The organism is Microbacterium trichothecenolyticum (assembly GCF_000956465.1).
GTDB lineage: Bacteria > Actinomycetota > Actinomycetes > Actinomycetales > Microbacteriaceae > Microbacterium > Microbacterium trichothecenolyticum.
Genome location: NZ_JYJA01000026.1, coordinates 73783 through 89281 on the forward strand (window position 1 = coordinate 73783; position 15499 = coordinate 89281).

The 15499-nt window shown below is 71.5% G+C and carries 9 protein-coding genes; 5 read left to right on the forward strand and 4 right to left on the reverse strand.

Features of this window, described 5'->3' with window-relative positions; all coding sequences use genetic code 11:
- The first annotated feature begins 45 nt into the window (after positions 1–45).
- Positions 46–3534 carry an alginate lyase family protein gene (locus RS82_RS04195; RefSeq protein ID WP_045297124.1) on the forward strand — a complete coding sequence of 1163 codons (3489 nt, stop codon included), beginning with the start codon at positions 46–48 and terminating at the stop codon, positions 3532–3534.
- A 58-nt stretch (positions 3535–3592) separates the two neighbouring features.
- Here the strand turns inward: RS82_RS04195 and RS82_RS04200 are convergent, their stop codons facing one another.
- The 3 genes from RS82_RS04200 to RS82_RS04210 all read right to left on the reverse strand — a co-directional run bounded on the left by RS82_RS04200 (position 3593) and on the right by RS82_RS04210 (position 5566).
- Positions 3593–4075 (reverse strand): hypothetical protein, encoded by a 483-nt coding sequence (locus tag RS82_RS04200; RefSeq protein WP_045297125.1) that lies wholly within the window; start codon positions 4073–4075, stop codon positions 3593–3595.
- A 56-nt stretch (positions 4076–4131) separates the two neighbouring features.
- The gene (locus RS82_RS04205) at positions 4132–4599 is read right to left on the reverse strand and encodes an Hcp family type VI secretion system effector (protein WP_045297128.1); all 468 of its coding nucleotides are present in this window, start codon (positions 4597–4599) and stop codon (positions 4132–4134) included.
- Positions 4600–4705: 106 nt separating this feature from the next.
- Positions 4706–5566 (reverse strand): O-acetyl-ADP-ribose deacetylase, encoded by an 861-nt coding sequence (locus tag RS82_RS04210; protein WP_045297130.1) that lies wholly within the window; start codon positions 5564–5566, stop codon positions 4706–4708.
- Between the two features lie 56 nt (positions 5567–5622).
- On the opposite strand from RS82_RS04210, the gene RS82_RS04215 reads away from it, so the two are divergent.
- Genes RS82_RS04215 through RS82_RS04225 form a run of 3 tightly spaced genes read left to right on the forward strand, consistent with a single transcriptional unit; the run spans position 5623 to position 8424 of the window.
- Positions 5623–6300, forward strand: coding sequence for a response regulator transcription factor (locus RS82_RS04215; protein WP_045297132.1), 678 nt, complete (start codon positions 5623–5625; stop codon positions 6298–6300).
- Positions 6293–7591, forward strand: coding sequence for a sensor histidine kinase (locus RS82_RS04220; protein WP_045297133.1), 1299 nt, complete (start codon positions 6293–6295; stop codon positions 7589–7591). The genes RS82_RS04215 and RS82_RS04220 overlap by 8 nt, the downstream gene beginning before the upstream one ends.
- 56 nt (positions 7592–7647) lie before the next feature.
- Positions 7648–8424 (forward strand): hypothetical protein, encoded by a 777-nt coding sequence (locus RS82_RS04225; RefSeq protein WP_052676688.1) that lies wholly within the window; start codon positions 7648–7650, stop codon positions 8422–8424.
- Positions 8425–8525: 101 nt separating this feature from the next.
- Here RS82_RS04225 and RS82_RS04230 read toward each other — a convergent pair whose 3' ends face one another.
- Complete coding sequence (locus tag RS82_RS04230; protein WP_169748671.1) at positions 8526–11411, reverse strand: ATP-binding protein; 2886 nt, start codon at positions 11409–11411, stop codon at positions 8526–8528.
- A gap of 125 nt (positions 11412–11536) precedes the next feature.
- On the opposite strand from RS82_RS04230, the gene RS82_RS21930 reads away from it, so the two are divergent.
- On the forward strand, positions 11537–15415 hold the full coding sequence (locus tag RS82_RS21930; RefSeq protein WP_157005383.1) for a S8 family serine peptidase: 3879 nt from the start codon (positions 11537–11539) through the stop codon (positions 15413–15415).
- The last annotated feature ends 84 nt before the right edge of the window (positions 15416–15499 follow it).

A 15499-nucleotide genomic window follows, 5' to 3' on the forward strand; every position in this document is an offset into this window, starting at 1 on the left:
CCCGCGCCGTCTCTCATACGCGGCGCAGACACAGAAGAGAGATCGATGAAGATCGCACGACGACGTCGTTTCCACCAGGTGGTCGGGGCCTTCACGGCAGGGCTGCTCGTGCTCGGCGGTGCCCTCGTGGCCGCTCAGCCGGCAGCCGCGCACGTGGCGCCACCACCACCCGAGATCGTCCGCACCGTCAGCGACGCCGGGTTCTCGCACCCGGGCCTCGGCTTCACCGCGGACCACCTCGAGAACATGCGCACGCAGGTGCTCGCCGGGGTCGACCCGTGGGCGAGCTACTACGAGGCGATGTCGCAGACCCGGTACGCGGCGCGCGACTTCCGGGCGGAGAACGCCCAGCCCGGTACCGACACCCCGAAGAACGACGCGTACGCGAGCGCGGGCATGCGCTCCAGCGCGCTGCGCGACAGCCTGGGGGCGATGGCCCAGGCGCTCGAGTACGTGGTGACCGGCGATGAGCAGTACCGGGCGAACGCGCTCCACGTGCTGCGGACCTGGAGCGGCCTCGACCCGGCGAAGTACGCGTACTTCGCCGACGCCCACATCCACACCGGCGTGCCGCTGTACTACATGCTGATCGCGGCGGAGGTGCTGCGCGGCACCGAGCCGGTCAACGACTCGCTCGGCGGGTACGACCTGCGGTGGACCGGCCAGGACCAGCAGCGCATCGAGGACAACCTCGTGCGCCCGGTGCTCGACACGTTCCTCTACTCCGCGAACCGGCTGTGGAACCAGCACCTCTACGGCGTGATCGGCATGGTCGCCGCGGCGATCTTCCTCGACGACGCCGAGCTGTATGCCGAGCGCGTCGAGTGGTTCACGGTCAACGCGGGCTACCAGAGCGAGCACGATCTGTATGGCGGAGACGTCAACGGCGCGCTCGCCTCGATCTTCCGAGAGATCCCCGCAGACGCCCCCGGCAACACCACTGGGCAGTCCTTCGTCCAGCACATGGAGATGCTGCGCGACCAGGCCCACGGTCAGGGCGACGTGGATCTGCTCGTCGCCCTCGCGCGTCTCGTCCACAACCAGGGCACGACGCTCGACCCCGTGGCCGGCACCGTCTCGGACGCCCCGGACGCGGTCTCGCCGTACCGGTTCCTCGACAACCGCATCCTCGCGGGCGCCGACACGTTCGACGCCTTCATGATGGGCGAAGAGGTGCCGTACATCCCCGCGAACGAGGGTGGCGCGATCTCGCAGGCGTATCGCGGCCGACTGCAGGATCCACTCAGTGAGGCGTACCTGCAGTACCGCTACGTCGCCGGCGTCGACGTGGAGACCGAGGCGCCCCACGTCGCCGAACTCTACGAGCACCGCGACGGGCCGCTGTACTACTACGGCTCGGGCATTCAGAACTTCTGGAACGACCGTGGCTCGGACTACACCGGCGCCGAGTACTGGGTGGCGTTCCCGCCGCAGCTCGCCGAGGTGGCGGGGGCGGCCGCCCCACTCGCACCGAGCGCGGAGCTGTCGGTGGGAACCTTCGGCAAGCCGCTGGGTGCGGGAGCGCACGCCGACGCGGATGTCGACGGAACCGCCTTCGTGCGGCTCGACGCCGCCGCAGCCGACGCCCAGGTGGCCATCCGGCGCACGGTGTGGTCGGATCGCAGCAAGACCGCTCTCGTCGGGATCCGGGTGCGCAGCGACGGCGTGGCGCGCCTCGAACTCGCACGTACGGGCGGCGAGGCGCCGTTCGCCGAGGTGGTCGTCCCCGACACCGGCGAGCAGTGGCGCTACGTGTGGGTCGATCTGCACCTCGACAAGACGCCGGGCGCCGTCGGCGACAACATCGTGTTCGTGAAGGCGACCGGCGGCGACGGTTCGGTCGATGTCGCGGGTGTGCTCGCGCAGGCGAACGGCGTGCTGACCCCGCCGATCTTCGAGGACGCGTCGGCGGTCGACGTCATGGCAGTGGCAGGCGAGCCGTGGACGCGCTCCTTCGCGACGACCGACGCGTCCGGCGGCGAGACCCGCATCGAGCTGCAGAACGCTCCGGCGGGTGCGTCGATCTCCGGGAACACGGCCAGCTGGACGCCCGCACGTTCGGGGAGTGCGCAGCTGGTGCTCGTCGCGTCCGATGACGCGTCGGTCACGGCCCTTCCGGTGGCGGTGACCGTCGCCCCGAACCGCGCTTCCGCGATCGGCAAGCTGCTCGACCGCATCGAGGGAACGCGCGAGCTCTACACCACCGCATCCTGGCTGCGGGTGGAAGAGCTGCACGCGCAGGCGAAGAAGGTGCGCAAGACCGCGGACCCCGCGACCTTCGCCGCCCTGCTCCAGCAGCTGGGGGACGCGGTCGACGGGCTCGAGGTGCTCAGCCCGCGCCTGGCGGATGGCACGCTCGACTTCTCGGGCATCGCCAGCGCACCGGGACTCACGTCGGCGCAGGTGCGTGCGCTCGTGGACGGCGACAACCAGACGTCCTGGGGCGACCAGCGCGTGGCGGGGATCGTCTTCGACTTCGGCCCGGGCTTCCGGGTCACATCGTCGGCGTTCGGATTCCAGGCGCGGGACACCTTTCCCAACCGGGCAGAGGGCACGAACGTGTACGGCTCCGACGACGGCGTGACGTGGACCCTGCTCACCGAGCGGCCCAATGCCGGACAGGATGCCGCGATCGAATGGATTCCTGTGCGCGCGGACGTGCGCGACCAGCGGTTCCGGTTCCTCAAGTTCCAGGTCGATGAGCCGGGCGTGCCGTCCGACCCTGCGTACCCGGGCATCTGGAGCATCGCCGACATCCGGATCGACGGTGCGCGCGGCGAGGCGACCGGTGCCATGGACACCGTCTCGCTCCGGTCGCCGGACGGCGTGGGCGGCCGGGTCGTGCCCGGCGACCGCGTTGAGGTGCGGATGACGGGGCCGGCGGGCAACACCGACGTGGCGGTCACCGTGCTGGGCGAACCGGCCGAGGTGACGTCGCCCGCGGCGGGCGAATGGGTCGCGACGGCGGTGATCCCCTCGAGTGCACCGGTCGGCGGGTCGGTCACGTTCGACATCCGCTTCACTACGCCCGACGGCAGGTCGGCGGATGCGATCGCCGCGACGTCGGACGGGTCCAAGCTCTTCCTCTCGACCGACGCCGGGCTGTTGGACGACGCATTCCGCACCGCACGGGTGCTTCGCCCGGACGGTGTGACCGACACCGCATGGACCCAGTACGCCGCGAAGATGTTCGACGGCGATGCGGCGACGCACTCCGACACCCGTCTGAACTCCGGCACCTACGGCAACGTGTGGGACCTCGGACCTGACAATCGCGTCACGCTGACCGGCGCCGAGATCCTCGTCCGGCAGGACGGGTACGGCACGTCCCGCATCGCGGACATGCGGCTGGAAGGCTCGAACGACCTCCAGTCGTGGACCCGTCTCACGCCGGCGGCACCCGCGAAGACGCTCGAATGGCAGCGTTGGGCGGTGCAAGGCGACACCGGATACCGGTACGTCCGCATCGTCAACGGGCAGATCCTCGGCGTCGCCGAGCTGCACCTGTTCGGGAGCGTGAGCCCCGCTCAGTGAGCCATCGACGGGTGGGGGCCGCGTGTCGCGCAGGGCTCCCACCCGTTGCCGCGTGTGGCTACATCTCCCGGCTCGACGCCTCCGCGAGGCTCTCGGCCATCTTGGCGAACGATGCCTGCGCATGACCGCCGGCGAGGCGCGACGCGAGCGACGCGAACGCCACGGCACCCGTGATCTGCGCCGCGGCGACATCCCACGGCTCCGGCTGCGGGCCTTCGCCGCGCGGACCGGGCAGCGGAATCGGCAGCCGCCGCGGCCAGCCGGTGCCGCACCAGTCGTCCACGACCTCGGTCACCCAGCCGGGCTGGTCCTCACCCCGCAGGTCGGCCTCGAGCACCGCTTCGGCGATGTAGCCCGAGAGCTCGGAGGCCGCCAGCATCCACCGGGGCGGCAACGGCTGCGGGTTGAGCGCCACCGCGTCGAACCTGCTGACCAGGTGCGCCCGGTGGCTGTGCGGCGGGAAGACGTCGAACATCTCCGGCCTGATGCGCCCCAGCAGGGAGAGCATGCGAACGGTGCTGCTGATCTCGTTCCAACTCATCTGTGACTCCTTCGATCGGTGGCTTGCACTTGCACGTACCGTCACACCCGCGCCGATCACCTCTGGGCGCGACCGATCGTGACCGCGACCGGATCGCCGAGCGAGCCGTCCGGCAGCGTCGTCTGGTAGGTCAAGGTCACGGTGGCGAACCCCAGGGTGATCTGCACGGCGGGTTCCTCGCCCGCGAACGCGGTGGTCGCCGAGGTCACGACGGCGTCCTGCAGCCGCACGGTGACGTAATCGCCGATCATGCCCGCACGTCGTGCCGACAGCAGCGCTTCCGGCAGACGGATGCTGCGCGCACAGGCATCGAACAGACGCGGGGTCGCGGCATCCCATCGCAGGGAGACAGCGATATCGGTGAGCGTGGGCTTGCCGACCCGGCCTGCGCCCGCACCTCCGCCGGCGGGAGCCGCGTTCGACACCGCCCAGCTCCAGCTGAGGACCTCGATGGCGCCCGGGTGGCGGTCGTCGACGACCTCGCCGGGGATCGACGAGATGGTGAGGAACTGCTCATCGGCCATCGCACACGCTCCCCGCCTGTATCCGCGATTCCCCGCATCGCGCGATCGCTCGCACGAACACCTCACAGATACTCCCGGCAGGCGGCACCCGCAAGAGGGGCGGCGGTCACTGCGTGGACAGTTCCGGGCCGTTCGCCTGCCGTGCCGCCTCGAACCGGTCGATGAGGATCGGGATGCCCGTGTCGAGCCACCACGACGGCAGCACGTTGCCGGCCGACATTCCATGACCGGGATCGAACTCAGGCACGTGGATCGGGTCATCGGTGTGGGTGAGAGGGGCGCCGATGATCCCTTCCGCTGCCTGCACGACCATCGGGCGGAGGTCGAACCACGTGGACGGGAGCGGCGTCGCAGCGAACTCCGCGCGGAGGGCGAGCCACAGGTAGGAGTCTCCCCGCATGCCCATCTGTGCGGGCGCGCGTTCGAACAGCCGGCCGACCGAGCCCGGCTCCGTCGCCGGCGGGAACAGGCGATGCACCTGCGGCTGCACCCGCCGATGCGTGTCCTCGCTGAACGAGACCACGACGACCTCTTCGACGCGGGTCGGGGTCTTGGCGATCGTGGTGACCGCCGCATCGATCGCGTCGTTGAGCGGCCAGGCGTACACCCCGGCGCTGATGAGGGGGAAGCTGACGCTGCGAGCGCCGATCTGGTCGGCGACCTCGAGCGCTCGCCGGTAGCAGGACTCGAGGAGCCCGCGGTCCCGCTCGCCGGCGGCGTAGTTCGGCCCGACCGTGTGGATCACCCAGGTCGCCGGGAGGTCTCCCGCCGTCGTCCAGCCGGCGTCGCCCGTGCGCAGGCCGTCGGGGAAGCGCGCGATGCAGTCATCGAGGATCGCCCGGCCGCCCGCGCGGTGGATCGCGCCGTCGACCCCGCCTCCGCCGCGCATCGCGTTGTTCGCCGCGTTGACGATCGCATCGACGCGCTGCCGTGTGATATCGCCGCGAACGGCAGTGACCGTGACCATATGCCCAGTCTCGCGCTTCAGGTCGGATTCAGGCGCGGCGGGCCAGACTGGACCCGATGCGGATTCTGGTGGTGGATGACGAGCAGCGCCTGGCCGACGGCATCCGTCGCGGGCTCGAGGCCGAAGGCTTCGGTGTCGATGTCGCGCACAACGGCGTGGACGGACTGTGGCGGGCCCGCGAGACGACGTACGACGCCATCGTGCTCGACCTGATGATGCCGGGCATGAGCGGCTGGAAGGTCTGCGAGGCGCTGCGTGCCGAGGAGAACTGGACGCCCGTGCTCATGCTCACGGCCAAGGACGGGGAGTGGGACCAGGTCGAGGCGCTCGAGACCGGGGCCGACGACTACGTCACCAAGCCGTTCTCGTTCGCCGTGCTCGTCGCGCGGCTGCGTGCGCTGATCCGCCGCGGCGGCATCGAGCGGCCGGCCGTGCTCGAAGCGGGGGACCTTCGTCTCGACCCGGGAGCGCGAATGGTGTGGCGCGGCGACGCCGAGATCGCCCTCACATCGCGGGAGTTCTCGGTCCTCGAGCACCTCATCCGCCATCGCGGGCAGGTGCTGTCGAAGCGTGAGCTCATCGCCGGTGTGTGGAACGACGACTTCGAGGGAGACCCGAACATCATCGAGGTGTACGTCGGGCATCTGCGGCGCAAGGTCGACCGGCCGTTCGGGCGCGACGCGATACAGACCGTCCGCGGTGCGGGCTACCGTCTGGCGGCCGACGGTGGCTGAGCCGCGGCGCCGCCGCTCGCTGCGGACACGCATCACCGCGGCCGCGACGCTGGTCGTCGCCGCTGCCCTGGTGGTCGGAGCACTGGCCTTCTACGGCATCCTGTCGGTCAGCATCCATGACGCCACCGCTCGCGCGGCCGAGACGCGGGCCGAGCAGCTCGCGGCGCGGATCGACGCCGAGGGCCCTTCGGCGGTGGCTGAGCTGGACGACGACATCGTGCAGGTGCGCGACGGCGCAGGGAGAGTCGTCGCTTCGTCCGAGGAGGCCGACAGCGGAGACCTGCCGGGTGCGGAGGGGACCGTCATCTACGACGATGAGCCGATGCTGGTCGTGGCCGAAGACCTCGACGACGGCACGCTGCTCCTGGCCCTGCCGGTGGAGGACGACGCGCAGACCCTCGCGACCGTGGCAGTGCTGCTGGCGTTCGCCGTCGTCGCCGTCGTCGCACTGGTCGCCGGGATCACGTGGTGGGTCGTCGGGCGTGCGCTGCGCCCGGTCTCGCGCATCCGCGCAGAGGTCGACGACATCACGGCCGAGCGCCTCGACCGCCGCGTGGCGGTACCGCCCTCGGGTGACGAGATCGCGGCGCTCGCGGGGACGATGAATCGCATGCTGGACCGATTGGATGCTGCCGCCACCGCGCAGCGCCGGTTCGTGTCCGACGCCTCCCACGAGCTGCGCTCGCCGCTGGCGACGATCCGCCAGCACGCCGAACTGGCACAGCTGCATCCCGAGGCGACGTCCGTCGACGAGTTCGCGAGCGTGGTCCACGACGAGGGGCTCAGGATGCAGGAGCTCGTCGACGCGCTGCTGCTGCTGGCGCGACTGGACGAGCGCGCGGTGCTGCAGCGGGACGAGGTCGATGTGGACGACCTCGCGCTGGCGGAGGTGAAGCGGCTGCGCGCCGGCGGCGTCGTGGTGGATGCGTCCGGCGTCCACGCCGCGCGGGTGCGCGGCGATGCCCGCCTGCTCGGCCGGCTCGTGCGCAACCTCGCCGACAATGCCGTTCGTCACGCGCGAAGCGCGGTCGCGATCGGGGTGGTCGAGGATGACGGGCAGGTGCTGCTGACGGTCGACGATGACGGCGCGGGTATTCCAGCGGAGGAGCGCGAGCGCATCTTCGAACGGTTCGTGCGGCTCGACGAGGCGCGTGCGCGCGATGCGGGCGGCAGCGGGCTGGGGCTCGCGATCGTGCGTGCGATCGCGGAGGCCGAGGGGGGCAGCGTGCGCGTCGAGGACTCGCCACGGGGCGGCGCCCGGTTCGCCGTCGCGTTGCCGGCGTCACCCTGAACGCCGCTTCAGGATGCTTCAGGTCTGCTTCAGCGACCGCTCGGCACCATCGAAGCATGGATGACAAGAACAGCACCCCCGAGACTTCCCCCGCTGCAGCGCAGCCTGCCGACGATCGTCGGCCCGAGGCGCTCGCTGCTTCTCCGGCCCCCGGTCACGCCGGTCGGGCGGACGCGACCGAGGCGAGTGCGCCTGCCGCTCCCGCCCCGAAGCGCAGCCGCACGCGCGGCTGGCTGATCGGCGGCGGCGCGGTGCTGGCCGCCGCGATCCTCACCGGCGGCGGCATCGCCCTCGGCGCGGAGATGGCCGACGAGGCGGCCGACCTCGCCGCATCGGCGTCGTCCGACGACAGCGACGACTCGCGTGACGCCGACGACTCGAGCGACGACAGCACCAGCGGTGACCTGTCGAACCTGGGCACCGCCTCCGCCGACGACCTGGTCGCGATGATCGACGCGGCGTCCGCCGCCGGTGAGGGCGAGCCCACCTCGATCGATCTGAAGCGCGACGGCAGCGCCGAGGTGACGCTCGAGGCCGCGGACGGCGCCGAGACCGAGGTGCGCGTCGACGCCGGCGGCGAGGCATCCGTCGTCTCCACGGAGTCCGCCGACGACGACGGGGCCCCGCTGTACGTCCTCGATGCCGACGCGATCGCCGCGATCGTGGACGCAGCGCTCGCCGAGGCCGACGGCCGCATCGTCGAGATCGAGGCAGATGACGACGGCACGTCCCCGTGGGACGTCACGGTCCTGACCGCCGCGGGGGACTTCGTCGAGCTCGACCTCGATGCCGGGTTCGCGGTGGTGTCCACGGGAACCGACACCGACGACTGAGCGTCGGTGAGAAGACGGCGGTCGCCCGCGAGGACGGCCGCCGTTCGGTTCTGTCGGGGCTCGCTCCGGATGGCATGGCGCGGGGCGTCTGACGGCCGCGCTCAGTCGTTCGGCGAGGCCTCGAGGGCGCCCGCGTCGAGCTCGTCGCGCGAGGTGAGCCCCAGTTTCCGAAGCGCGTTCGACATATGGGTCTCGACGGTGCGGGGAGAGAGGTACAGCTCTGCGGCGATCGCGCGGTTCGTGCGACCCGCCGCCGCTCGCTGCACGACCTCCTGCTCGCGCCGCGAAAGGTCGTTGCCGTGCGTCGGGCGACCGCCGCGCCACGGATATGGAACGGGAACGCCGTGCCGGCGCATGGTGCGGGTGACGCGGGCGATGTCCTGTCGCGCCGAGAGGCGCCCGTACGCGGTGAGGGCTTCCGTGAGCAGGCTCGGCCCGTCGGCCGCACCCCGTTCGCAGCGCCAGTCTCCGAGTCGTTCCGTCGATCGAGCCGCCACGGCGACCAACCCCGCGTCGTGCGCCGCCGCACGTGCTCGAGACAGCCGCTCCTCGGCGGTGGAGGTGTCGCCGTCGTGATGCGCGATGAGGGCTTCGCACGTCATCACGGCCACGGCGACCGCGGGCGCCTGCGCGTCGCGAACGCGGTCGCCGACGGACGTGATCCGTGCGCGGACGTCGTCCACCGCGCCCAGGGCCGATGCCGCCTCGACGTGGCACACCAGGGCGTCGGCCGACCACGCCCACATCCCCTTGCGCCGGAGCTGTTCGAGGGCGGCGGATGCCTCGTCGAAGGCCCCCTGCGGATCGCCGAGGGTGAGCCGGAGACGAGCGAGGGCCGCGCGCGCAGGCACCAGCGGCCACACCGCACCGACCCTCTCGCAGTCGCGGATGAGGTCGGTGAGTCCTTCGACCGCCTCCGCGGCGTTGCCGCGAGAGCCCTGCACGAGGTGGTGCAGGTAGCGTGCCTCGAACGACGCGGCACCGAATCCGAACGCGCGCGAGGCCAGGTCCTGCGCCCGCTCGGCGAGGCCGTCCCATCGCCCTGCGGCGTGGTCGACCATCGCGCCGACCAGTTCGAAGACCTCCAGCAGGCGCGGCGAGAGCGAGCGCTCGGCGATCGAACGCCCCTCGGCCAGCAGCTCGTCGGCGCGGCGCACGTTGCCGATGTGGAGGGCGCCCTGCGCCCAGTTGATCGCGGCGCGAGCGTGCTCCCGTGGCTGCGTGAGCACCACGGGGTCGCGTCGCGCGGCGTCGATCAGTCCCCACGCGGCCGGATCGCCCTGTTCGAGGAGAAGCGATGCGCGCGCGATCCGCACCCCCAGTTCGACGTCCACCGATCCGGCGCGCTGAGCCGCCGCCACGGCTTGTGCGCACCGCGCCAGATGCGCCTCGAGCGGCACGTCGACGACGGTCTCAGGTGCGGCCAGCACGGCCAGCGCCCGCGCCTGGAGGTCGGGACGATCGTCGAGCTCGTCGACCGCACGCTCGATCTCGCCGTACCCGTCGCGGGCGAACCCCTGCTGACGGTAGAGCCTGCCCAGGGCGAAGCGCAGCTCGCCGCGGGCGGCCGGCGTCAGCTGCTCGCTCTCCAGCAGCCGAGTGAGGATCGGGGCGGACTCGGCGTGGGCCAGTCCGTCCACCGCGGCACGACCGAGCTTCGTCGCGATCCGCACGCGGTCGTCGATCGAAAGCTCGGCCATGTCGGCCGTCGCCTCGCGGAGGAACTCGGCCGCCGCGGCCTCGTTGCCGTGGCGGACGGCTTCATCGGCGGCGGTCTCCGCCCAGCGGACGAAGTCCTTCACGAGACCGGCGCGCCGGTAGTGGTGGGCGATGCGCGCGGAGAGGATCGGGTCGTGTCGCTCCTCCAGCACGCGCGCGACGCGGGCATGCCACCACTGACGGGTCGGCAAGGGTGTGGCGTCGTAGACGATCTGCTGCGCGAGCACGTGCCGGAACCGGCTGCGGCCGTCCTGCTCATGCAGCAGGCCAGCGGCGTGGGCCGACGTGAGCGCCTTCGCCACGTGCCGGGCGTCGTGCTCGGTGAGCTCCGCGGTGAGGCCGGGGTCGACGGTCAGCCCGACCACGGCGGCCGCCTCGATGACCTCCCGCGCGGTCGCGTCCAGCGTCATCAGCCGCTGGATGACGACATCGCGGAGGGCCGTCGACACGGACAGCGCCGCGAGGGCTTCCGTGTGGGTGGGGATGTCCGCGGCGGGGATCTGCGCCAGCAGAGTGCGGAGGACTTCCTCGACGACGAAGGGCACGCCGCCCGTGACCTCGTGCAACGCCGCCGCGACCGGATCGGGGACATCCACGCCGAGCAGGTGCCGGGACAGTTCGCCGACCTGCGCGACATCCAGCGGCACGAGCCGTGCCGTCCGGGTCCGGCCCTCAGGCGCCCGTGCGAACGACTCGCCGACCGGAGTCGCCCCGAGGTCCGTGCGGCTCGTGACGACGATCGTCACGTCGGCGGGCTGATGGGCGATGAGGTAGGTGAGGAAGTCGAAAGTGACGGCGTCCGCCCAGTGCACGTCTTCCAGCACCAGCACGGCGGGCGACAGATGCTCGATCAGCTCGGTCGCCGCGCGGAAGATCTGGTGTCGCGCGTCGCGCTGATCCGCCGGGCGTGGGGGTGGCGCCGGGAGGCGGTCGGCGATCTCGGGCACGAGCGGAGCCAGATTGCCGACGACGGGGCTGAGGCCGCGGACGCCGATGCGATCACGCTGTTGCCGGAATGCGTCCAGCACCGGTCCGAGCGGGAACGGATCATGCAGTGCCTGACACTGACCCATCAGCACCGCCGCGCCGCCCGGCGCAGCGGCGAGGAGTTCGCGCACCAGTCGGCTCTTGCCGATCCCGGCTTCGCCCTGGACGACGATGAGTGCCGGGGGTGACGCGATCGCACGCGCCAGCGCGTCGAACTCGGCGCGACGACCGACGAGGACAGGCGACACCCCGCCGGGAGGTGGAGCCGGGGGTTGAGGCATGACTGCCATTCGTCTCGTGGGGCGCGAGCAAAAGTCAGTGTAGGTCACGGATGCACGCCCCGTTCACCCGTCCGTAACCTGCAACGCAAGGTGTGAAACGAATCATCCGTGCGCGAGGAGAGACAGTGCCCAGACATCTCAGACAACGACCGCGGAGGCACGCCTCCACGCGGCTGGCCATCGCGGCGGCCGCCGCCCTCGCCCTCGTGGCGACCGCTGCGCCGGCCGCGCCGCCTGCGGCGCTCGCCGTGGACCCGGCGCCGGTCGCGGTGGAGGACCTCGGCGACCGGACCGGCGGCGTGACGGTCACGACCCCCGAGGACGCGGAGGCCCTGGTGAGCGAAGCCGCGCAGCCGCAGACGTACATCGTGCAGATGGCGCCGGCGCCCGTGGTCGCGTACGAGGGCGGTGAGAAGGGCCTCGCGTCGACGAAGCCTCGCGGCGGAGCGAAGGTCGACCCGGCCGACCCCGCGGTCGAGGCGTACAGCACGCACCTCAAAGGGCAGCAGCGGGCGGCTCTCGCGAAGGTGAAGGGCGGCAAGCCCTCGTACAGCTACGTGTACAGCTTCAACGGCTTCGCGGCCGAGCTCACCCCGGCGCAGGCCGCCGAACTCGAGGCGCAGCCAGGTGTCGTCTCGGTGCACCCCGACGAGGCGGTCGAGACCGACACGTCGTCCACGGAGGGATTCCTCGGGCTGGACAGTGAGGACGGACTGTGGGCACAGCTCGGGGGGCCGACCGGTGGCAAGAAGACGCCGGGAGCGGGTGAGGACATCGTGATCGGCGTGATCGACAGCGGCATCTGGCCCGAGGTCGCCAGCTTCTCCGATCGCAGCGACAAGAAGCTCGTGTACCAGGGCAAGCCCAAGGGCTTCCGTGGCACGTGCGCGTCGGCCGAGAAGGTGGGCGACGACTCGTGGGACGCCAACCTCTGCAACAACAAGCTCGTGACCGCCCAGTACTTCAACGCCGCGTGGGGAGGCAACGAGGGCGTCGCGCAGCAGCTGCCGTGGGAGTTCCTCTCGCCGCGTGACTACAACGGCCACGGCACCCACACCGCCTCGACCGCGGGCGGCAACTACGGCGTCGACGTGACGGGCCCGGCGGCGCCCTTCGGTGAGATCTCGGGCATCGCGCCGCGAGCGCGCATCGCGGCGTACAAGGCGCTGTGGTCCGTCGAGGACGGCTCCACCGCGACCGGCTACACGTCCGACATGGTCGCCGCGATCGACAAGGCCGTCGCCGACGGCGTCGACGTCATCAACTACTCGGTCTCGGGTTCCAGCACCGACTTCCTCGAGCCTACGGAGGCGGCGTTCCTCAACGCTGCCGCAGCCGGCATCTTCGTCGCGGCGTCCGCCGGCAATTCGGGCCCCGACGCCGGGACCGTCGCCCACCCAGGTCCCTGGCTGACCACCGTCGCTGCCGGCACCCACGACCGCACGACGACGGGCGCCGTGGTCCTCGGCAACGGTGCGCGCTACGAGGGCGTGTCGCTCAGCAACGCGGCGGTCGGGCCCGCCCCGGTCATCACGGGCGCCGCCGCGCGGCTCTCGGGTGTCTCGATCGGCGCGGGTGCTCGCTGCTATCCCGCGAGCGACAACAACGGCAAGCCGGCACTCGATCCCGCCAAGGTCACCGGGAAGATCGTGCTCTGCGAGCGCGGCGGCGACATCGCCCGTGTCAACTCCTCGCGCGCCGTCGCGGAGGCGGGCGGGGTCGGCATGATCTTCGTGAACGCCTTCGGCAACTCGCTGAACGCCGACTTCCACTCGGTGCCCACGGTGCACCTGCAAGACACCGAGTGGAGCGCGATCAGCGCCTACGCGGCGACGGCCGGAGCCACCGCGACCATCGAGAAGGCGGTCATCGCGAACGGCGGCACGGCGCCCTTCACCGCGGAGTTCTCCTCGCGCGGCCCGCTCGTCGCCGGCAACGGCGATGTGCTGAAGCCCGACGTGATCGCTCCGGGGCAGGACATCCTCGCCGCGGTCGCCCCTCCCGGCCAGGGTGGGATGGACTTCAACCTGATGAGCGGCACGTCGATGTCGGCGCCCCACGTCGCCGGGCTCGCCGCCCTGCTGCAGGGCCTTCACCCGGACTGGTCGCCGATGGCGATCAAGTCGGCGCTGATGACCACGGGGTCCGACGTCCTGGACGGCGAGGCGAACACCGACCCGAACCTCATCTTCAAGCAGGGTGCCGGGCACGTGCAGCCCACGAGCGCGGCCGACCCGGGGCTGGTCTACGAGAGCGGTGTCGATGACTGGACCGCGTTCCTCTGCGGGTCGACCCGCAGTGTGGCCGACGCCGCCTGTGACGATCTCGAGGCAGGAGGGCGCTCGCTGGACCCGAGCGATCTGAACACCCCGTCGATCGGCATCGGCCTGCTCGACGGCACGCAGACCGTCACGCGCACGGTCAAGAACGTCGACGACAAGGCCGCGACCTACTCGGCGACGGTGAGCGGACTCGCCGGAGTGGGTGTCACGGTCGAGCCGAGCACGCTCACTGTGGCGCCGGGCGAGACCGCGTCGTACTCGGTCACGTTCGCCGTCGGCGAGGAGACGCAGCTGTTCGACTACCTCGCCGGCCAGCTGTCGTGGACCGATGGCACGCACACGGTGCGGTCGCCGATCGTGCTCCGAGCCAAGCAGCCGGGTGACGAGGACTGGGCCGCTCGGTACGACGGAGCGAGCGGGCAGTTCGGGACCTCCTCCGATGTCGGCAGCGAGCTCCTGCTCCACCCCGACGGCCGGCGCGTCTACATGAGCGGTTACAGCCGGCCGCCGTCGGCAGGTGGACTCGTGAGCGACTTCCTGACTGCTGCGTACGACCCGGAGACCGGCGACGTGATCTGGGAGGAGCAGTGGGATGCCTCGGACGGCGATTCCGACGAGCCCGCGGGCTTCGGGATGAGCCCCGACGGCGAGACGCTGTACGTCGGCGGGACCAGCGGCGGCGACTACCTCACGGTCGCCTACGACGGAGCGACCGGTGAGCGGCGGTGGACCACGCGTCTGGACGGGCCGGCTCAGGCCGGGGACGCGCTGAACGACCTCGTCGTCAGCCCGGACGGCTCGACCGTCTACGTCACCGGGTACCAGACCACGGGCGAGGCGCAGCTCGACTACGCCACCGTCGCCTACGACGCGGCGACAGGCGAGGAGCGCTGGGCGACGCGGTACGACGATCCGGTGAACGGCACCGACGACGCACGCAGCATCGCGGTGAGCGAGGACGGCTCCACGGTCGTCATCACCGGCCAGAGCCGGGGCGACGGCACGGGTCTCACCGACTGGGGCACGGTCGCGTACGACGCCACCACCGGCGCCCAGAAGTGGGACGTGCTGCGCAACGGTTCGGACGGGCAGATCGACATCGCGGACAACATCGCGATCGTCGGCGACTCCGTGATCGTGGCCGGCGTCGTGAGCAACACGGACCGCCAGGTCGACTGGGAGACGGTGGCCTACGACCTCGCGACCGGCGAGGAGCGCTGGGCGGCCGGCTACGGCGACGCGGGCACGGATGTGCCGCAGGCGCTCGCGATCAGCCCGGACGGCGGCACCCTGGTGGTCGTCGGCAACGTGGAGGGTGGCGCTGAGATGGACTACGCGTCCGTCGCCTACAACGTAGCCGATGGCGCGCAGCTCTGGGCGACGCGGTACGACGGCACCGCTCATGGGCTGGACGTCGCCTACGACGTGGCGCTGACCGCCGACGGCACCCGCGCCGTCGTCACCGGTGAGTCCCGCAGTGCCGAGTCGGCCTGGGACTACGTCACGCTCGCCTACGACCTGGTCACGGGCGAGCAGGTGTGGTCGGCCGCCTATGACGCGACCGGCGCGAGCGACGGGGCGAACGGCGTGGCGGTGGACCAGCGGGCCGACGGAACGCGGCGGGTCTTCGTCACGGGAGCGAGCACCACCGCGTTCGACGCGGTCGGGCTCGACAGCAACATCGACGCCGCGACCGTGGCGTACTTCGACCCGTTCGACTGAGCACCCGGGCGACGCGGCCGCCGGGCGAGGACTCCGTTCTCGTCCGGCGGCCGTCGGCGTTCGGTGGCCCCGGTCGATACGCTC